The organism is Gemmobacter aquatilis (genome assembly GCF_900110025.1).
Taxonomy (GTDB): domain Bacteria; phylum Pseudomonadota; class Alphaproteobacteria; order Rhodobacterales; family Rhodobacteraceae; genus Gemmobacter; species Gemmobacter aquatilis.
Window position 1 is genome coordinate 200,117 of sequence record NZ_FOCE01000001.1, and the last position, 20,441, is coordinate 220,557.

The 20,441-nt window shown below is 65.0% G+C and carries 17 protein-coding genes; 14 read left to right on the plus strand and 3 right to left on the minus strand.

Going from position 1 to position 20,441, the window contains the following annotated elements:
• Window positions 1-127: 127 nt before the first annotated feature.
• On the minus strand, window positions 128-1,153 hold the full coding sequence (locus BMX43_RS00925; protein WP_091295443.1) for a DUF1254 domain-containing protein: 1,026 nt from the start codon (window positions 1,151-1,153) through the stop codon (window positions 128-130).
• A gap of 320 nt (window positions 1,154-1,473) precedes the next feature.
• Window positions 1,474-2,379, minus strand: a complete 906-nt coding sequence (locus BMX43_RS00930) for a LysR family transcriptional regulator (protein ID WP_091295445.1) — start codon at window positions 2,377-2,379, stop codon at window positions 1,474-1,476.
• A gap of 167 nt (window positions 2,380-2,546) precedes the next feature.
• Here BMX43_RS00930 and BMX43_RS00935 point away from each other — a divergent pair, with 167 nt between their 5' ends.
• From BMX43_RS00935 to BMX43_RS01000, 14 genes are all read left to right on the plus strand, one after another.
• Complete coding sequence (locus tag BMX43_RS00935; protein WP_091295450.1) at window positions 2,547-3,680, plus strand: BMP family ABC transporter substrate-binding protein; 1,134 nt, start codon at window positions 2,547-2,549, stop codon at window positions 3,678-3,680.
• A gap of 12 nt (window positions 3,681-3,692) precedes the next feature.
• A complete protein-coding gene (locus BMX43_RS00940) occupies window positions 3,693-4,796 on the plus strand; it encodes an ABC transporter permease (protein WP_091295455.1) in 1,104 nt (367 codons plus the stop codon).
• Entirely contained in the window at window positions 4,796-5,719 is a 924-nt protein-coding gene (locus tag BMX43_RS00945; RefSeq protein WP_175481984.1) for an ABC transporter permease, read from the plus strand. The genes BMX43_RS00940 and BMX43_RS00945 overlap by 1 nt, the downstream gene beginning before the upstream one ends.
• A 7-nt stretch (window positions 5,720-5,726) precedes the next feature.
• Window positions 5,727-6,404 (plus strand): biuret amidohydrolase, encoded by a 678-nt coding sequence (biuH, locus tag BMX43_RS00950; RefSeq protein ID WP_091295461.1) that lies wholly within the window; start codon window positions 5,727-5,729, stop codon window positions 6,402-6,404.
• Window positions 6,401-7,936, plus strand: coding sequence for an ABC transporter ATP-binding protein (locus tag BMX43_RS00955; RefSeq protein ID WP_091295465.1), 1,536 nt, complete (start codon window positions 6,401-6,403; stop codon window positions 7,934-7,936). The genes biuH and BMX43_RS00955 overlap by 4 nt, the downstream gene beginning before the upstream one ends.
• A complete protein-coding gene (locus BMX43_RS00960) occupies window positions 7,936-8,604 on the plus strand; it encodes a cysteine hydrolase family protein (protein ID WP_091295468.1) in 669 nt (222 codons plus the stop codon). The genes BMX43_RS00955 and BMX43_RS00960 overlap by 1 nt, the downstream gene beginning before the upstream one ends.
• Window positions 8,597-8,944, plus strand: coding sequence for a cupin domain-containing protein (locus BMX43_RS00965; RefSeq protein ID WP_091295471.1), 348 nt, complete (start codon window positions 8,597-8,599; stop codon window positions 8,942-8,944). The genes BMX43_RS00960 and BMX43_RS00965 overlap by 8 nt, the downstream gene beginning before the upstream one ends.
• 12 nt (window positions 8,945-8,956) lie before the next feature.
• A complete protein-coding gene (atzF, locus tag BMX43_RS00970; RefSeq protein WP_091295475.1) occupies window positions 8,957-10,762 on the plus strand; it encodes an allophanate hydrolase in 1,806 nt (601 codons plus the stop codon).
• A gap of 98 nt (window positions 10,763-10,860) precedes the next feature.
• Window positions 10,861-12,315 carry an amidase gene (locus BMX43_RS00975; RefSeq protein WP_091295480.1) on the plus strand — a complete coding sequence of 485 codons (1,455 nt, stop codon included), beginning with the start codon at window positions 10,861-10,863 and terminating at the stop codon, window positions 12,313-12,315.
• 69 nt (window positions 12,316-12,384) lie between these two features.
• Window positions 12,385-13,440 carry an ABC transporter ATP-binding protein gene (locus tag BMX43_RS00980; RefSeq protein WP_091295483.1) on the plus strand — a complete coding sequence of 352 codons (1,056 nt, stop codon included), beginning with the start codon at window positions 12,385-12,387 and terminating at the stop codon, window positions 13,438-13,440.
• A gap of 5 nt (window positions 13,441-13,445) precedes the next feature.
• Window positions 13,446-14,357, plus strand: coding sequence for an ABC transporter permease (locus BMX43_RS00985; RefSeq protein ID WP_091295486.1), 912 nt, complete (start codon window positions 13,446-13,448; stop codon window positions 14,355-14,357).
• On the plus strand, window positions 14,350-15,150 hold the full coding sequence (locus BMX43_RS00990) for an ABC transporter permease (RefSeq protein WP_091295490.1): 801 nt from the start codon (window positions 14,350-14,352) through the stop codon (window positions 15,148-15,150). The genes BMX43_RS00985 and BMX43_RS00990 overlap by 8 nt, the downstream gene beginning before the upstream one ends.
• 39 nt (window positions 15,151-15,189) lie before the next feature.
• Entirely contained in the window at window positions 15,190-16,218 is a 1,029-nt protein-coding gene (locus BMX43_RS00995) for an extracellular solute-binding protein (RefSeq protein ID WP_091295494.1), read from the plus strand.
• A gap of 52 nt (window positions 16,219-16,270) precedes the next feature.
• Window positions 16,271-17,929 (plus strand): amidohydrolase, encoded by a 1,659-nt coding sequence (locus BMX43_RS01000; RefSeq protein WP_091295497.1) that lies wholly within the window; start codon window positions 16,271-16,273, stop codon window positions 17,927-17,929.
• Window positions 17,930-17,962: 33 nt separating this feature from the next.
• On the opposite strand, the gene gyrB is transcribed toward BMX43_RS01000, so the two are convergent.
• Window positions 17,963-20,413 carry a DNA topoisomerase (ATP-hydrolyzing) subunit B gene (gene gyrB, locus BMX43_RS01005; protein WP_091295500.1) on the minus strand — a complete coding sequence of 817 codons (2,451 nt, stop codon included), beginning with the start codon at window positions 20,411-20,413 and terminating at the stop codon, window positions 17,963-17,965.
• Window positions 20,414-20,441: the final 28 nt, after the last annotated feature.

Below are 20,441 nucleotides of genomic sequence, written 5' to 3' on the forward strand. Positions count from 1 at the left end.
AGCCCTGTTCCGTCGGAAGATGGGGGAGGGGAGGGGAAATTTTCTGTGAGGAGAGAGGGGCATTGAGTGCGGCGGCAGGCCCGAACCGGCCATTCGTGCTTGCCAACGCGAACTCCTTCTATCCGCCCTACTGAAGTGGCGCTGCCGTCGGTAGCGTCCAGGAGCCGTCAAGTACATTGGCCCGAGGCTGATACAGTCGGACGATATAGTTCCAACCCTCGGTGATCGGAATGCAGTTCGCCTGATCGTCGGATGAACAGCCACCGAATTGAACCGTGATTGATCCATCAGCATCCTTGGTTCCTGTAACGCCGTTCACCGAGTTACGGTTCAAGGCGTTCGGTTCGAAGAATCCTGCTTTGTTGTAAACGCTGATCGACCAGAACGCATCGACCGGGATGTCCTTCATGGTCAGGCGATGCACTGTTGTGGCGTCGTTGGTCGTGAGTGCTGGATTCAGATAGATCGCTTCGGACGGGGGGTTAAGCCCCCATCCAACGGCTGTTGCCACGAGGTGGGCGATTGGATCGACCTCACCCATCTTCCCCATCTGCACGCCGAACCCTTCTGACCCAAGCGCACCGAGATCAAGCAGCGCCTTTCGTGCCGCGTCGAGCGATGTCTTGTCCCATTCAGGCATCTCAAGCGAACCAGGCGAAGTCTGTTCCAGCTTAATGGCGTCCTGCACTGCATGAGCCTTGGTGATGTCCTCTGGGCTGGACGGATTTACGAACACGCGCACGAGCAGTGCGGCATATCGCGTGCCCACGCTTTCTTGCGTCAGCACGGCGGAGCCATCATGCAGTACCATGGGTGTCAGATGGTCCTGGTTGACAACCTGAAGTGCAACATAGCGGCCCTCATCTACCTCTGGCATGGTCACAGTGACCGGTCCAGCGGCCAAGTCGACCACCGCCGAGGAATACAACGTATCCCGGTTCATACGAATGATTGTCTGCTTGTCGAGCGGCACGACTTCGCGCTGGTGTACCAGAACGCCAAGCCCGCCATTCTGAGCGACGATGTTGCGCATGTAGTTGTCGCTCTCCGCGCGGATGAAAGTAACCGCGTTGACAGGTTTGGTTTCAGCGGCAGCAAACCCAAATGGAGAAGCCGTAAGAAACGCAAAAGCAAGAATAAAGGTCGCACGCATATGTTTCTCCTAATGTAGTTTGGCGCTTAATGTAGCTTGCTTGGCGCTGTCATCGCGCAGGCATTATTTGAGCGGCGCATGGGTGCGGCTGCTTCGCGGACCATGCCATGAACCTTTGGGCCCGCAAAGAAAAATGTCACCGGCATGGAGTTGAAGTCGAAGTAGCGGGCCCATGCCACCAAGACCTGCGACCGGGAGGCAGAATTGAAAATCCTGATGGCGTCGATGCGTCGCCATGGCCGCCCCGGAATGATCCTGACTTTCCGTTTGCGGACCCAAGCCTGTCACTCGTTGATCGCGCAACGAACGACCGCCCCCCCTCACTCCGGGAACCTGCTGTCCAGGTCGCGTTCGATCTGGGCGGCGAATTTGGCGGCGGCGACGGGGAGGGTGCGGCCGCGCAACTGGCAGAGGTAGAGGCGGCCTTCGGGGATGTCGCGCGGGTCCACCGGGCGCGAGACGATGCCTTCGGGTTGCGGGGTGGCGGCAAGGCCGATGGGGATCTGGAAGCTGATCAGGTGCTCCTGCGCCGGGTAGTGGCGCAGAAACTCGAAATTGTCGGAATCGACGACGACGCGCAGCCGGACGGAGGAGCGCAGCAGCGCGTGGTCGATCAGGTGGCGCACGCCATATTGCACGGTGGGCAAGGCGATGGGGTATTGCTGACACTCGCGCAGGCGGATGACGCTTTGCGCCGCCAGCGGGTGATCGGCGGCCATGACGGCGTGGATCGGCTGGCGCACGGCGGCGAGGATCTGCACCTCTGACATGCGCACGGGTTCGAAGATCAGCGCGATGTCGGCATCATGTTCCACCAGCGCGGCCTCGGCGGCGGCGCGGTCGCGCACGCGGACGGAAAAGGTGACGCCGGGGTGATCGCGGCGGTAACGGCCAATGTGATCGGGCAGGAAATAGGGCAGCAAGGCCTGCGAACAGGCGATGGTGACATTGCCGCGCCGTTCGCCCGCCAGATCGGCGATCTGGCTTTTCAGCTTTTCAAAATCGGCGGCCTGCGCGCGCAGATGCGAGATCAGCAATTCGCCCGCCGTGGACAGCCGCACCCCGCGCGGCAGGCGTTCGAAGATCGGCACGCCCAGTTCATCCTCCAGCGCCAGCACGCGGCGGTTGAGCGCGGTGGAGGTGATGGCCAGCGATTCCGCGGCTTTGCGGATGGAACCCGCCCGGGCGATGGCGTCGATGAACAAGTGGGGGGTGAGCTGGTGCATGGCGTTCCGGATGTGGTGCAGAATTTGCAGCGGTTCGGTGCAAACTTAGCACGAGACAGCAGCAGTGCAACGGGTCATGCTGCGATGCAGAAGTTCCCCTCGGCGCGGGCTGTCCGTCCCCTCGGCGGTCCGCGCCTCCTGACCCCCATCCCCCGGAGACGTGCACCATGACGACTTTCCGTTCGCCTTTCTCGCGCCGTGGTTTCCTGCAAGGGGCGGCGGCGCTGACCGGCGCCACCGCGCTTGGCGGCCTGCCCTTCGGCGCCCGCGCGCAGGCGCTGACCGAGTTGACCGTGGGTTTCATCTATGTCGGCCCGCGTGACGATTTCGGCTATAATCAGGCCCATGCCGAAGGCGCCGCCGCCGTGAAGGCGATGGCGGGCGTGACGGTGGTGGAAGAAGAAAATGTACCGGAAACCATGGATGTGCAGAAATCCATGGAATCGATGATCAATCTGGATGGGGCGGCGCTGATCTTCCCGACCTCGTTCGGCTATTTCGACCCCCATATCCTTGAACTGGCCGGGAAATACCCGGAGGTGCGGTTTGAACACTGCGGCGGGATGTGGACGAAGGACAAGCATCCGATGAATGTCGGCAGCTATTTCGGCTATATCGGCATGGGGCAGTATCTGAACGGTGTGGCGGCGGGCCATGCCAGCAAGACCAAGAAGATCGGTTTCGTCGCCGCCAAGCCGATTCCGCAGGTGTTGCTGAACATCAACTCGTTCCTGCTGGGCGCGCGGTCGGTGGACCCGACGATCACCTGTCAGGTGATCTTCACCGGCGAATGGTCGCTGGCGGTGAAAGAGGCGGAAGCCACCAATGCGCTGTGCGATGCGGGTTGCGATGTGATCACCTGCCATGTGGACGGGCCGAAAGTGGTGATCGAAACCGCCGCCGGGCGCGGGTCTTTCGTGTGCGGCTATCACGCCAACCAGTCGGCGCTGGCGCCGGAGTTGTATCTGACCGGGGCCGAATGGAACTGGGCCGCCGTCTATACCAAGATGGTGGAAACCACGATGGCGGGCGGGGTGATCGACAATTTCGTGCGCGGCGGTCTGGCGGACGGGTTCATCAAGATGTCGCCGCTGGGGCCCGCCGTGCCCGAAGCCGGGCGCAAGCAATTCGAGGCGGTGCAGGCCGAGATCCTGAAAGGCGGCTTTGCCGCGATCAAGGGCCCGCTGAAGGACAATACCGGGGCCGAGATCGCCGCCGCCGGCCAGTCTTTCCTGGAAACCGACCCCGCGCTGGAGAGCATGAGCTATCTGGTTGAGGGTGTCATCGGCTCCACCTCGTAAGGGGTTGGGCGGATGGCGGTGGCAGAGAGCCTGATGCAGGGGAGCGCGCGCAGCGAAGGGCTGCGCGACACCCTCGCCCGCCGCGCCGAGGCGGTGGTGATTCCGGCGCTGGCCCTGCTTGCGGGGCTGGTGGTGTTTGGACTGTTTCTGCTGACGCAGGGCAAATCGCCCTTCTCGTTCCTTTATTACGTCTGGCAGGGCGCCTATGGATCGGCGTTTTCGTGGCAGAATACGCTGTCGCGGGCGGCGCCCTTGCTGATGGCCGCCTTGTGCGTGGCGCTGCCGGCCCGGCTGGGGCTGGTGGTGATCGGCGGCGAAGGCGCGATCGTGCTGGGCGGCGTGGCGGCGGGGGCGCTGGCCGGGCCGCTGGCCGGGGTGACCCCGGTGATCGCGCTGCCGCTGCTGGCACTGGCCGCGATGATCGTGGGCGGGGCGTGGATCGGCGCCTCGGGCGCGCTGCGGTTCTATCGCGGGGTGAACGAGACGATTGCCAGCCTGCTGCTGTCTTACATCGCGATTGCGCTGATGAACCATCTGGTCGAAGGGCCGCTGCGCGACCCGGCCAGCCTGAACAAGCCGTCCACCGCGCCGCTGGTCGAGGGGCTGCGCGTCGGCAATCTGCCGGGGATGGAGGTGCATTGGGGGCTGCTGTTCGGGATCATCGGCTGCGTGGTGAGCTGGGTGCTGATCGAGCGGACGAGCTGGGGCTTTGGCGCCCGCATCGCCGGGGCCAATGTGAAGGCGGCGCAGGTGCAGGGGTTGCCGGTCGGGCGGCTGGTGATCGGCTTCACCGCGCTGGGCGGGGCGTTTGCCGGGCTGGCGGGGTTCTTCGAGGTGACGGCGATTCATGGCACGGCCAATGCCTCGCTGGCGGCGGGCTATGGTTATACCGGCATCCTGATCGCCTTTCTGGCGCGGCATAACCCGCTGGCGATTCTGCCGGTGGCGCTGTTGCTGGCGGGGTTCGATGCCTCGTCGGGGCTGGTGCAGCGGCGGATGGACCTGCCGGATGCGGCGGTGGTGGTGCTGCAGGGCTTTGTGTTCATGGCGATCCTGATTTCGGAAACGCTGTATGGCCGGTTCGACATCTTTCACCCGGAACGGAGGGCGCGCTGATGGCGGGCGATTTGGGTCTTTGGGGCATTCCGGTCGCCATTGTCGGCGGCGCGATCCGGGTTTCGACGCCGTTCCTGTTCGTCTCGCTGGGCGAGGTGCTGACGGAACGGTCTGGCCGGATCAATCTGGGGCTGGAAGGCACCTTGGTGTTTGGCGCCATGGCGGGCTATGGCACGGCGGTGTTGACGGGATCGGCCTGGGCCGGGGTGCTGGTGGCGGCGCTGGCGGGGGTGGTGTTCGGGCTGGTGCATGGCATCATCTGTTCGCTGCCCAAGGTGAATGACATCGCGGTGGGCATTGCGATGATGTTGCTGGGCTCTGGCCTCGCCTTCTATTTCGGCAAGCCGTTCATCCAGCCCACGGCGCCCGATCTGCCCGCGATTGCGCTGGGGGGGTGGTCTGACCTGCCGCAGGTGCAGGCGGCGTTGAATGTGAATGTGCTGTTCCTGATCGGGCTGGCGCTGGCGCTGGTGATGGCGTGGATGTTCCGCTCGACCAAGGTCGGGCTGACGCTGCGGGTGGTGGGCGACAGCACCGATGCCGCCCGCGCCATGGGCCTGCGCCCGGCAGTGATCCGCACGCTGGCCACGGCGGCGGGCGGGGCGTTTGCCGGGGTCGGCGGGGCCTATCTGTCCCTGTATTACCCCGGAAGCTGGAATGAGGCGATTTCATCGGGGCAGGGCCTGATGGCGGTGGCGCTGGTGATCTTTGCCCGCTGGAACCCGGTGGCCTGTTTCTGGGCGGCGCTGCTGTTCGGCGGTGCGGGCGCCCTGGGCCCGGCGTTGCAATCGGTGGGCGTGACCAAGGGATATTACCTGTTCTATGCCGCGCCTTATGTGCTGACGCTGGGCGTTCTGATCGCCACCTCCTCGACCACCCGCGCGCTGAGCGGGGCGCCGGGCGAGCTTTCCATCACGAAATGAGGGCAAGATGACCACGGTTTCCTCCACCCCCTATGCCTGGCCCTGGAATGGCGATCTGCGGCCCGAGAATACCGCGCTGATCATCATCGACATGCAGACCGATTTCTGCGGCACGGGCGGCTATGTGGACATGATGGGCTATGACCTGAGCATGACGCAGGCGCCGATCGAGCCGATCAAGGCGGTCTTGGCGGCGATGCGGGCGAAGGGATATACCATCATCCACACCCGCGAAGGGCACCGCCCGGACCTGAGCGACCTGCCGCCCAACAAGCGCTGGCGCAGCCGGCAGATCGGCGCGGGGATCGGCGATGCCGGGCCGTGCGGCAAGATCCTGATCCGGGGCGAGCCGGGTTGGGACATCATCCCCGAGCTTTACCCGCTGCCGGGCGAGGCGATCATCGACAAGCCGGGCAAAGGCAGTTTCTGCGCCACCGATCTGGAGCTGATGCTGCGGGTGCAGGGGATCGAGAACATCATCCTGACCGGGATCACCACGGATGTCTGCGTCTCCACCACCATGCGCGAGGCAAATGACCGGGGCTTTGAATGCCTGATCCTGTCGGATTGCTGCGGTGCCACCGATCCGGGCAACCATGAGGCCGCGCTGAAGATGGTGACGATGCAGGGCGGCGTGTTCGGCGCGGTGTCGGACAGTGCCAGCCTGATCGCGGTGCTGCCATGAGCATCATCGGGGAAGAGCCGCTGCCCCCCGGCGCGCTGGAGGTGGAGACGCTGGGCATGACCATGCGGTTCGGCGCCTTTACCGCGCTGGACGATGTGTCGATCCGCGTGGCGCCGGGCAGTTTTCATGCGCTGCTGGGCGAGAATGGCGCGGGCAAATCGACGCTGGTGAAGTGCATCATGGGCTTTTACCACGCCACCAGTGGCGAGTTGCTGGTGGGCGGGCGCGAGGCGAGGATCGCCGATCCGCGCCATGCCCATGCGATGGGGCTGGGCATGGTGTATCAGCATTTCACGCTGGTGCCCTCGCTGACCGTGGCCGAGAATCTGGTGATCTCGCGCAAGGATGCGCCGGCGGTGATCGACTGGGGGAAAGAGCGCGCGGGGCTGGATGCCTTCATGCAATCCATGCCGTTCCGGGTGCCGCTGGATCAGACGGTGGCGCGGCTGGCGGCGGGGGAAAAGCAGAAGCTGGAGATTTTGAAGCAGCTTTACCTGGGCCGCAGGTTTCTGATTCTGGATGAACCGACAAGCGTGCTGACGCCGGACGAGGCCGACGAGGTGCTGGGCCATGTGCGGGCGCTATGCGAGGCGGGCGAGATTTCGGTGCTGATGATCACCCACAAGTTCCGCGAGGTGACGGCCTTTGCCGACGAAGTTTCGGTGCTGCGCCGGGGCAAGCTGGTCGGGCAGGGCAAGGTGGCCGATCTGACCCATGCGCAGATGGCGGCGATGATGATCGGCGCCGAAAAGGACACGACGCCCGCGCCCCGCAGCGGCACGACCGGGGCGCCGGTGCTGGAGATTGACGGCATCCGCGCGCTGGACCGTTCGGGGTTGAAGGAAATCGACATCCGCAGCCTGACCGTGCGCGCGGGCGAGATCGTCGGCATCGCCGGGATTTCCGGCAATGGCCAGATGGAGCTGATGGAGGTGCTGACCGGCCAGCGCCCGCTGATGGCGGGGGCGATCAAGGTGGAGGGCGCGCCCTACAGCGCGACGCGGGCCGAAGCGCAGAGGTTGGCGGTGCGCTATCTGCCGGAGGAGCCGTTGCGCAATGCCTGTGCCGGGCGGATGAGCGTGATCGAGAACATCGCTTTCCGCAGCTTTGACCGCAAGGGCGACAGCCCGCGCTTCTGGACCTCGGGCAAGGAGATGAGGGCACGGGGGACGGAGCTGATTGCCGCCTTCAAGGTGAAGGTGGCGGCGCCGGACGGGCCGATTGCGGCGCTGTCGGGTGGCAATGTGCAGCGCGCGGTGCTGGCGCGGGAACTGACGGGGGCGGTGCGGTTGCTGGTGATTTCAAACCCCTGTTTCGGGCTGGATTTCTCGGCTGTGGCGGAGATTCGGGCGCGGATCATGGCGGCGCGCAATGCGGGCACGGCGGTGTTGTTGATGAGCGAGGATCTGGACGAGGTGATGGAACTTTCAGACCGCATCGTCGTGATGTCGGAGGGCCGGATCAGTTACGAGGTGACGGCGGCACAGGCCTCTCTGGCCGAGATCGGGCATCATATGGGAGGGCACGCGTGATGGCAGAGCTTGCGGGCGCCCTGCCCTTTCCGTTGCGGTTCGACCCCGCCAGCACGGCGCTGATCGTGATCGACATGCAGCGCGATTTCGTCGAGCCGGGCGGGTTTGGCGCGGCGCTGGGCAATGATGTGACGCTGTTGCAGGCGATCATTCCCACGGTGGCGGCGCTGATTGCCGGGGCGCGGGCGGCAGGGGTTCCGGTGATCCATACCCGCGAATGCCACCTGCCCGACCTGAGCGACTGCCCCCCCGCCAAGCGGCTGCGCGGGGCACCTGCGCTGCGGATCGGCGATCCGGGGCCGATGGGGCGGATTCTGATTGCGGGCGAACCGGGGGCCGAGATCGTGCCGGAACTGGCGGCGCTGCCGGGCGAGGTGGTGATCGACAAGCCGGGCAAGGGCGCGTTCTACGCCACGCCGCTGAGCGAGATTCTGGCGGGGCTGGGGACGAAGACCCTGATCTTCGCCGGGGTGACGACCGAGGTTTGCGTGCAGACCACGATGCGCGAAGCGAATGACCGGGGCTTTGACTGCCTGTTGGCCGAAGATGCCACCGAAAGCTATTTCCCCGCCTTCAAGGCCGCCGCGCTGGAGATGATCCGCGCGCAGGGCGCGATTGTCGGATGGACAGCCCGCACCGCCGAGATCGTGGAGGCGCTGCATGGCTGACCCTTTCCACCTGCCGGGCCTGCTGCAAGGTTGGTGGCGGACTGCCAATTACCAACCCTTCCGCGAGGGGGTCGATATTTGCCCGCTCAACGAAGGGAACCCCGGCGTGGCGCTTCTGCGCTATGCCCCCCAAGCAGGGGTGCCACGCCATCTTCACACCGGGCTTGAGATGATCCTTGTGCTGGAAGGCACGCAAAGCGACGAACGGGGCGATTACCCGGCAGGATCCCTGGTGCTGAACCCGGAAGGCACCGCCCATTCCGTTTGGTCGGACGAGGGCTGTGTCGTATTGATTCAGTGGGAACGCCCGGTGGCGTTTCTGCCGGACGCGCAAGACTGAGAAAGTAACAAGATGACCCTGCCTGCTGCTGCCGATCTTTCCTTCGACATTGCTTCGCTTCATGCGGCCTATGCGGCGGGGCTTTCGCCCGCCGCCGTGCTGGCCGAAAGTTTTGCCCGCCACAAAGCGGCGGATGATCCGGCGATGTTCCTGTATCTGCGCGATCTGGACGAGGCGCAGGTCGAGGCGGCGGCGCTGCCCGCGTTTGACGCGGCGGCCTATCCGCTGTGGGGGGTCCCCTTCGCGGTGAAGGACAATATCGACGTGGCCGGGGCGCCGACCACCGCCGCCTGTCCGGCCTTTGCCTATCTGGCGGACGAGGATGCCTTTGTGGTGGCGATGCTGCGCAAGGCCGGGGCGATCTGGATCGGCAAGACCAATCTGGATCAGTTCGCCACCGGCCTGGTGGGCGTGCGGTCGCCCTATGGCGTGCCGCGCAATGCGATTGATCCGCTGATCGTGCCGGGCGGATCGTCCAGTGGATCGGGCGTTGCGGTGGCGCGCGGGATCGTCAGCTTTTCGCTGGGCACCGATACCGCCGGGTCTGGCCGGGTGCCGGCGGCGCTGAACAATATCGTCGGGCTGAAGCCGACGCTGGGCGCGCTGTCGGCCAGCGGCATGGTGCCGGCCTGCCGGACGCTGGACACGATTTCAATCTTCGCGCTGACGGTGGCGGATGCGCATCGCGCCTTCCGCGTGGCCTGCGCCTATGACGCGGCAGATGCCTATGCCCGCCCGATTGCGGCCCCGCCGCTGGCCCCGGTGCCGCCCACCTTGCGGATCGGCGTGCCGGATGCCGCGACGCGCGAGTTTTTCGGCGATGCCGCGCAGGCCGAGGCTTTTGCGGCGGCGCTGGACCAACTGCGCGGGTTTGGCTGCGAGATCCGCGAGATCGACTTTACGCCGCTCTATCAGGTGGCGCAGATGCTGTATGAGGGCGCCTGGGTGGCCGAACGCATGGCGGCGATTGAACCGCTGTTCCGGTCCAACCCCGAGGCGATCCATCCGACCACGGCGAAGATCATCGGCGGGGCCGACAAGCTTTCGGCGGCGGATGCGTTTCGCGGCTTCTACCGGCTGGCCGATCTGAAACGCGCGGCAGAACCGATGCTGGCGGGGCTGGACCTGCTGTGCGTGCCGACGATCCCGACCTTCTACAGTCTGGCCGATCTGGAGGCTGACCCGATCGGGCCGAACAGCCGCTTTGGCACCTATACGAATTTCGTGAACCTGATGGATATGTGCGGGATTGCGGTGCCGACCGGGCCGCGGTCTGACGGGCGGCCGGGCAGCGTGACGCTGCTGGCACGCGCCGGGCAGGATGGGCTGGCCGCGGCGCTGGCACAGCAGATTCAGCAGGCCGCACATCCGGTGTTGGGGGCGACGGGCAAGCCGCTGCCTGTGGCAGCGGCACCTGTGGGCGCTTTGGCGCCGGGCGAAGCGGCGCTGGTGCTGGTGGGCGCGCATATGTCGGGGCTGCCGCTGAACGGCGATGTCACGTCACGCGGCGGGCGGTTTCTGGCGGCGACCACGACAGCGCCGGACTATCGGCTGTTTGCGCTGGCGGGCGGGCCGCCGTTCCGGCCCGGATTGCTGCGGGTCAGCACCGGTGGCGCGGCACTGGCGGTGGAGGTCTGGGCGATGCCCATCGCGCGGCTGGGAGAGTTTTTGCTGACAATCCCGGCGCCCTTGGGGCTGGGCACGGTGCGGCTGGCCGATGGCAGCACGGCAACCGGGTTTCTGGTGGAAAGCGCAGGCGTTGACGGCGCCGAAGACATCACTGCCCTGGGAGGCTGGCGCGCCTATCTGGCGCGCTGAGGCAGGGCGGGCCGGGAGCGACCTTGGCTGTCGCTCCCGGTGCATAATATGATCAAAAGTGTGGCTAGGCTTCGCAGGAAACCGATGAGGGGTCTGCGATGCTGGCGCAATTTGATGCCAAAGATGCCACCGATCTTGCGGCGCTGGTGGCGCGGGGCGCTGTCAGCGCCGGGGAATTGCTGGACGCCAGCCTTGCGGCGGTGGCGCGCTGGAACCCCAAGCTGAACGCGGTGGTTCTGGTGCAGGACGCGGTGGCGCGGGCGGCGATTGCGGCGGGGCTGCCGCGCGGGCCGTTTCGCGGCGTGCCGTTCCTGTTGAAGGATCTGGGCTGCGAGGCGGTGGCGTTTCCGTCGCATAACGGCTCTCGCCTGCTGGCGAACACGCGTTACGGCAAGGATTCAGCGATTTATCAGCGGATCCGGGCAACCGGCGTGGTGACCTATGGGCGCACCACCAGCCCCGAAGGCGGGATTGGCGCCGCGACCGAGGCCGCGGTCTATGGCGGGCCGACGCGCAACCCGTGGCACCTGGACCATACCTCGGGCGGGTCATCTGGCGGTGCGGGGGCCGCGGTGGCGGCGGGGATCGTGCCCTTTGCGCATGGATCGGATGGCGGCGGGTCGGTGCGGATTCCGGCCTCAAGCTGCGGGTTGTTCGGGTTCAAGCCGACGCGGGCGCGGCTGCCGGATGGGCCTTATGCCGGCGAAGGCTGGGCCGGGATGGCGATTGACGGGTTTCTGACGCGCAGCGTGCGGGATACGGCGGCGATGCTGGATGCCTGCGAAGGGGCCGACCTCGGGGCGCCCTACTGGGCACCACCTTTGGCGCGCGGCCATATGCAGGCGATCAGCCGCCCGCCGCGCCGCTTGCGGGTGATGGTCTGCGAGACCAGTTTTACCGGCGATCCGATCCACCCCGATTGCCGCAAGGCCGTGCTGGATACCGCGCGGCTGCTGGAATCGCTGGGGCATCAGGTGGTGCCCGGCCTGCCCCGCGCCGATGTGAAGGCGATGATGCGCGCCTGGACTGATGTGGTGGCCTGCGGCACGGCTTTGGGGGTGCGCAAGGCGCTGGCCGCCAAGGGGCGCGGGCTGGAACCGGGCGATGTGGAGGGCGTGACGCGCGGCGCGATGGCCCATGCCGCCACGATTTCCGGCGCGGATTATCTGGCGGCGGTGGGGGCGATCCATGCCTTTGGCCGCGAGATGGCGGCGGTGTTCGACCCCGAAAAGGGCGCGGGCTGCGACATCATCCTGTCGGCCACGCTGGCCGAGCCCCCGGCGGAGGTGGGCCGGTTTTCCCATGATACCGAAGATTATGTGGCCTATCGCACCGGGCCGGGCGGGATTTTCGACTATTCGCCCTTCTGCGCGGTGTTCAACGCCTCGGGCCAACCGGCGGCTTCGGTGCCGCTCGGCTGGTCGGCCAGCGGGTTGCCGATCGGCGTGCATCTGGCGGCGCGCTTTGGCAGCGATGAAGAATTAATCGCTTTGTGCGCGGAACTTGAGCAATCGCAACCCTGGATTGCGTATTTCGGAAAAATTGCGCTGTGACGCAGGTTTTGATTGCACGCATATGAATCAACCGCAGAATATGATCAAAAGTATTGGAGGCGAGTCACCTTGAGCCAGACCAACGCAATCGAAGCCCGCCACACGATCAAGGCCTTCGGCCAGGGAGACAGCGCGCATCGTGCGTTGGATGACGTGTCGATCACCATCCGCAAGGGCGAGTTCTTCACGCTGCTGGGCCCCTCGGGCTGTGGCAAGACCACGCTGTTGCGGCTGATCGCCGGGTTCGAGATGCCAACGGCGGGCGATATTCTGATCGACGGGGCCGAGGTGACGGACCTGCCGCCGAACAAGCGCCCGGTAAACACGGTGTTCCAAAGCTATGCGCTGTTCCCGCATCTGACCGTGGCCGAGAATGTGGGGTTCGCGCTGAAAATGCTGGGGCGGCCCAAGGCGGAAGTGGCCGAGGTGACGGCGCGGATGCTGGCGCTGGTGAAGCTGGAACATCTGGCGGGGCGCAAGACGGCGCAGCTTTCGGGCGGGCAGCAACAGCGGGTGGCGCTGGCCCGCGCGCTGGCGCCGCATCCGAAGGTGCTGCTGCTGGACGAACCGCTGAGCGCGCTGGACCTGAAGCTGCGCAAGGAAATGCAGGTGGAGCTGAAGCGGTTGCAGATGGAAACCGGCATCACCTTCGTCTTCGTGACCCATGATCAGGAGGAGGCGCTGACGATGAGCGACCGGATCGGGGTGATGAGCGCGGGCAAGCTGCAACAGGTGGGCAGCCCGCGCGAGATCTATACCCGCCCGGTGAACCGCTTTGTCGCCAGCTTCATCGGCGAGACGAATTTCCTGCCCGCCAAACCGGTTGCAGGCGGGGTGAAGCTGGGCTGTGGCGCGGTGGTGGAGGCCGAGGGCGAGGGCCATACGCTGACCGTGCGGCCCGAACAGTTGCGGCTGGTGGCGGCGAACGAGCCGGGGGCGATTGCGGCGACGGTGGAAAACCTCGTCTATTTCGGCACCGATACCCATCTGAACCTGCGGCTGAGCGATGGCGAGGCGCTGGTGGCGCGGGTGCAAAGCCCGCCGACCGGCGATGCCGGTTTTGCCATGGGGCAGGCCGTGGGCGTGACCTTCCTGCCCGGCGCCGCGCGCCTGATCCGGGATTGAGCGCCATGAGCCGTGCTGAAGACCGGCAGGCCCGCGCCTCCACCCGCAACGGCTGGCTTCTGTCAGTTCCGGCGCTGCTGTTGCTGCTGTTTGCGGCCAGCGGGCCGCTGGTGATCGTGATCGTCTATTCCTTCCTGACGCCGGGCCAGTATGGCAATGTCGTCTGGGGGTTCAGCCCCGATGGCTGGATCGGCGTGCTGTTCACCCGCGATATTTTCGACGACACGCTGGGGCTGGCGGATGCACATCTGACGATCTTCTGGCGGTCGGTGAAACTGTCGCTGGAAACCACCGTGCTGACCTTTCTGGCGGGCTTTCCCACGGCCTGGTTCATCGCCACCCGCCCGCCGAAAGCGCGGGCGCTGTGGCTGTTTCTGATCACCATTCCGTTCTGGACCAACCTGCTGATCCGCACCTTCGCCATCAACGAGGTGCTGCGCAGCGAAGGGTTGATGAACACGGTGCTGATGAAGCTTGGGCTGATCAGCGCGCCGATTCAGGTGATGTATACCGATACGGCGGTGCTGATCGGCATGGCCTATGTCTATCTGCCGCTGATGGTGCTGCCGCTGTTCGCCGCGATTGACCGGTTCGACATGAAGCTGCTGGAGGCGGGGTATGATCTGTATGCCAGCCGCTGGCAGGTGCTGCGCCATGTGATCCTGCCCATCGTGAAGCCGGGGATCGTGGCGGGGTCGATCCTCGTCTTCGTGCCCTCGCTGGGCGCCTATGTCACGCCGCGCGTGCTGGGCGGGGGCAAGAACATGATGATCGGCAATTTCATCGAATTGCAGTTCACCCAGGGGCGCAACTGGCCACTGGGGGCGGCGCTGTCGCTGCTGCTGCTGATCGTGGTGATGGTGGCGCTGCTGGTCTATGTGCGCGCCGCCAACAAGGGGAGCAACCCGCATGGCTAAGCGTTTTGACATCGCCCGCCTGCCGGGCTTTGCCCCCATCGCGCTGCTGTCCTTCGTGGCGCTGTATCTGCCGATCTTCACGCTGGTCGGCTATTCGTTCAACGCGGGCAATTCCGTCGCGGTATGGAGCGGGTTTTCGCTGCACTGGTATTCGGCGGCCTGGGCCAACGAGACGGTGAAGGCGGCGACGCTGCGGTCGCTGAGCATTGCCACGCTGGCCTCGGCCATTGCCACGGTGATTGCCACCATGGCGGCCATCGGCACCACGCGCCGGCGGGCCTTCAAGGGGCAGACGCTGATCTATGTGGCGATCAACCAGCCGCTGATGGTGCCGGAAATCGTGACCGCCGTGGCGCTGATGATCTTTTTCGGGATGCTGAAACAGGTGACCGGCTATCAGGGGCTGGGCTATCTGATTCTGGCGCACGCGGCCTTCTGCATCCCCTTCGCCTATCTGCCGATCCGCGCCCGGCTGGAGGGGATGGACCTGAGCCTTGAGACCGCCGCCGCGGATCTTTACGCCTCGCCCTGGCAGACCTTTCGCCATGTCACGCTGCCCTTGCTGGGGCCGGGGATCGCAGCAGGGGCGATGCTGGCCTTCGTCATCAGTCTGGATGACGTGGTGATCACCGAATTCGTGAAATCCGGCGGGCAGGACACCCTGCCCACCTACATGCTTGGCCAGATGCGCCGGGCGATCACGCCCGAGGTCAATGCGATTTCGACCCTGCTGCTGGGCCTGACCGTGGCCCTGCTGACCGCCTTCTTCCTGCTGACCAGAAAACGGGGCTGACCAACAGCCCGACGCCACATCCACCAACAGAGGACTACAATGAAAAAGTTGTTTACTGCCACGGCCCTTTTGCTTGCCTCCACCGGCCTTGCCAGCGCCGAGGGCGTTCTGAACCTGTATAACTGGGGCAATTACACCAGCCCCGAGTTGCTGGCGAAGTTCGAGAAAGAAACCGGGATCAAGGTCACCGTCACCGATTACGACAGCAACGATGTGGCGCTGGCCAAGGTTGAGGCGGGCGGGCATGGGTTCGATCTGGTGGTGCCTTCGGCCAATTATGTGCCGATCTGGATCGAGAAGGGCCTGATTACCGAGCTGGATCTGGCGAAACTGCCGAACCACGGCAATATCGCGCCGGAATGGCAGGATGTTGCGTGGGATGCGGGCCGCAAGTTCACCATTCCGTGGCAGTGGGGGTCGACCGGGGTTGCGGTGAACACCAAGGTTTATGGCGGCGACATCAACACCGCCGAAATCTTCCTGAACGTGCCCGCCGAATTGAAGGGCAAGATCAACGTCGTGCCGGAGATGAACGACATCGTTTCGATGGCGACAATGTGGGCGGGTGGCGAGCCGTGCAGCGAAGATACCGCTGTGCTGAAGAAGGCCCGCGATGCGCTGCTGGCCGCCAAGCCGGACTGGGTTGCGATGGATTACGGCGCCACCGAGAAACTGTCGAACGGTGATTGGGCGGCCTCGGTCAACTGGAACGGCTCGACCATGCGGGCGCGCGTCGCCACCAATGGGGATGTGCAGTATGGCTATCCGAAGGAAGGCTATCCGCTGTTCATGGATTCGGTCGCGCTGCTGAAGGATGCGCAGAATGTCGAAGAGGCCTACAAGTTCCTCGACTTCGTGATGCTGCCGGAAAATGCCGCGATGATTTCGGCCTTTGCGCGCTATGCCAATGGTATCGCCGGGTCTGAGGCGTTCATGCCCGAAGACATGAAGACCGCGCCTGAAGTGGTGATCCCGGAACAGTTCAAGGCGGCGGGCGTGTTCCTGCCGACCTGCACCGGCAAATCGCTGGAATATATCACCGCGATCTGGACTGAACTGCAGAAATGATCTGACACGGGCGGGCCTGTGACGGGCCCGCCCCCTTCCCTTCGGAATTCCCATGACCGCCGACATGATCCTGACCAATGCCCGCGTCCTGACGATGGACCGGGCAAACCCCCGTGCTGAGGCTGTGGCCTTGGCAGGCGGGCAAATTCTTGCCGTGGGCAGCGGGGCCGAGATTGCCGCGTTGGCCGGGCCTGCCACGCAGGTCATTGACGCGGGTGGGCGCACGCTGTTGCCCGGCTTCGTGGAAAGCCACCTGCATCTGGTGCTGGGCGGGGCCGAGCTGGCACATCTGCACATCGCCGGGCTGCACGGGTTCGACGCGGTGCGCGACGCCTTCCTGGCCTTTGCCACCAAGCACCCCGACCGGGCGCTGCTGATGGCGCAGGGGGCGGATTACGGCATTCTGGGCCGGCCGATGACGCGGCATGATCTGGATGCGATGATTGCCGACCGGCCGATTGCCGTCACCTCGCATGACCATCACACCGTCTGGGCCAATACGGCGGCGCTGACGGCGGCGAGGTTGCTGCAGGGGCGTGAAACCCCGCATGGGCATGAGGTGGTGATGGGGGCCGATGGCCTTGCCACCGGCGAATTGCGCGAGTTCGAGGCGTTCGGCCCGGTCATCGCGCTGGGTGGCGAGGCGCGGCTGAACCTTGGCATCGCCACCGGCGCCGAGCCGGACCCCTGGCCCACCGCCGAAGAACGCGCGGTGGACAAGGACAAGGTGGAACTGGGCCTGCGCCATTGCGCGGCGCATGGCATCACCTCCATGGTGAACATGGATGGCAACCGCTTCACGCTGGAACTGCTGCGCGAGATGCAGGCGGAGGGCCGGCTGACCGCGCGGGTCAAGGTGCCCTTCCATTTCAAGCCGCATATGGATCTGGCGGAACTGGACCGCGCCGATGCGATGACCCGCGATTTTGCCGATGACTGGCTGCGCTGCGGCTTTGTGAAGATGTTCATGGATGGCGTGGTGGATAGCGGCACGGCGTTCATGCTGAACGACTATCCGGGGATGCCGGGGCATACCTCTGACCCGCTGTTCGCGCCGGAGCGGTTCAAGGAGATCGCGACCGAGATCGACAAGCGCGGCTTGCAGATCGCGGTTCATGCGATCGGCGATGGCGCAGTGCGCACCACGATCGACGGATACGAGGCGGCACAGCAGGCCAATGGCACGCGCGACAGCCGCCACCGGATCGAACATATCGAGTTGATCGACCGGGCCGACATTACCCGCCTTGGCACGCTGGGCATCACCGCCAGCCTGCAACCGCCGCACCCGCCGGGCGCGATGGACTTTCCGCTGCAACCGACGCTGGACAAGATCGGCAAGGACCGCTGGGCCGATGCCTATCTGTGGCGCACGCTGGTCGAGGCGGGGGCGCCTGTCGCCTTCGCCTCTGACTGGCCGGTGACGGATGTTTCGGTGCTGCGCGGCCTGCAGGCGGCGCTGACGCGGCAGCCTTACGCGGGCGCCACCGACGAGCGCCTGTCGCTGATGGACTCGCTGTATGCCTATACGGCGGGCGGGGCCTGGGCGGCGCAGTTGGACGATATCACCGGGCGGCTGGTGCCGGGGCTGGCGGCGGATCTGGTGCTGATCGACGGCGATCTGGAGGCGGTGGCCGCGGAGGAGATCGGCGCGATGTCGGTCGCGCTGACAATCTGCGGCGGGCGCATCACCCATCGCGCGGGGATCTGAAACTGAAAAGGGCGGGGTTTCCCCCGCCCTGTTTCAGAAATCCAGATGCTCGACGTTCAGCGCATTCTGCTGGATGAATTCGCGCCGGGGTTCGACCACGTCGCCCATCAGCTTGGTGAAGATGTCGTCGGCATCGGCCACGTCATCCACCTTCACTTGCAACAGGGTGCGGGCCTCGGGGTCCAGCGTGGTTTCCCAAAGCTGTTCGGGGTTCATCTCGCCCAAGCCCTTGTAGCGTTGCAGCGACAGGCCCTTTTCCCCTTCGGCCAGCACAGCGCGCAACAGATCGACCGGGCCATGGATCGGCACCTCACGCTCTTTGCGCACCAGTTGACCGGGGCGGGCATAGATGTCGCGCGTGGTGCCGGCGAGATGCGACAGCCGCCGCGCCTCGCCCGAGCGCAACACGCCGCCATCCAGCGTGCGCAGCTCTTCAACCCCGCGCAGCACGCGGCTCAGGCGGATGCCGTGATCCTGTGTGATGCGCCCGGTCCAGCCGCGTTCATATTCCACCGCCACACCATCCAGCCGCTTGGCCACGGTATCGGCGACCGCCTGCAGATCGAGATCGGCCTTGCCCGCGTCAAAGGCCCCGGCCAGCGCGGCCTGTTCCAGAATGCCGCGCGGGTAATGGGTCGGGAACGCCTCCAGCACGCGGCGGAACTGCCGGGCGCCTTCGACCACGCGCTGCAGATCGGCGCCAGCAATTTCCTCGCCCGAACCAAGGCGCAGCACGGCGCCATCGGTGCCCATCTCGATCAGGTAATCCTCGAACGCGGCCTGATCCTTCAGATAGACCTCGGACTTGCCGCGCGCGACTTTGTAGAGCGGCGGCTGCGCGATGTAGAGATAGCCGCCGTCAATGATCTCCGGCATCTGCCGATAGAAGAAGGTCAGCAGCAGGGTGCGGATATGCGCGCCATCCACATCGGCATCGGTCATGATGATGATCTTGTGGTAGCGCAGCTTCTTGATGTCGAATTCATCGCGGCCGATGCCGGTGCCCAGCGCGGTGATCAGCGTGCCCACGGTTTCCGACGCCAGCATCCGGTCAAACCGGGCGCGCTCCACGTTCAGGATCTTGCCGCGCAGGGGCAGCACCGCCTGATTTTTCCGCGACCGGCCCTGTTTGGCCGAACCGCCCGCGCTGTCACCCTCGACGATGAACAATTCAGACAGCGCCGGGTCTTTTTCCTGACAATCGGCCAGCTTGCCGGGCAAGGAGGCCACATCCATCGCCGTCTTGCGCCGGGTCAGTTCGCGCGCCTTGCGGGCGGCTTCACGGGCCAGCGCCGCCTCGATGATCTTGCCGACGATGATCTTCGCGTTGGCCGGATTTTCCTCGAACCACTCGGCCAGCTTTTCGTTGACCATGTTCTCGACCGCCGGGCGCACCTCGGACGAGACGAGCTTGTCCTTGGTCTGGCTGGAGAATTTCGGATCGGGCACCTTCACCGACAGCACGCAGGTCAACCCTTCGCGCGCATCGTCACCGGTGAAATCGACCTTTTCCTTCTTCGCGATCCCCGAGGATTGCGCGTAATTGTTGATCGTCCGGGTCAACGCGCCGCGCAGCCCCGCAAGGTGGGTGCCGCCATCGCGCTGCGGAATGTTGTTTGTGAACGGCAATACGTTTTCATGGTAGCTGTCATTCCACCACATCGCCACTTCGACGCCGATCCCGCCACGCTCGCCCACCATATAGATGGGTTCGGCCATGATGGAGGATTTGGACCGGTCGAGATATTTCACGAATTCCCGCACGCCGCCTTCGTAGAACAGCTCGGTCCGCTGCGGTTCGGCATGGCGTTCATCTTCGATGATGATGCGCACACCGGAATTCAGGAACGCCAGTTCACGAAGCCGGGTTTCCAGCACCTTGAAACTGTATTCCAGATTGGAAAACGTGCCGTCGGGCCGGTTCACCTTGGCCGAGGCGAGAAAGCGCACCTGCGTGCCGCGCATCCCCGGCGCGGGGCCGTATTCATAGACATGGGTGACACATTCGCCATCTTCGAACCGGGCGCGATATTCCTTGTCATCGCGCCAGACCGTCAGCTCCAGCCATTCCGACAGGGCGTTGACCACCGAAACACCGACGCCATGCAAGCCGCCCGACACCTTGTAGGCGTTGCCGCTGTCATCGGTGTTGTTGAATTTACCGCCCGCGTGAAGCTGGGTCATGATGACCTCGGCCGCGGAAACGCCCTCTTCCTGATGGATGTCCACCGGGATGCCGCGGCCGTTGTCACGCACCGAAACGCTGTCATCCGCGTGGATGATCACGGTTACAGCGGTGGCATGACCGGCCAGCGCCTCGTCAATGCCGTTATCGACGACTTCATAGACCATATGATGCAGGCCAGAGCCATCATCGGTATCGCCGATATACATGCCGGGGCGCTTGCGAACAGCCTCCAACCCCCTGAGAACCTTGATGGAATCGGCGCCGTATTCTTGGCTCTTCTTCGCGGCTTCGGCCATGTATCCTGCATCCCTCGAATTACTCGCG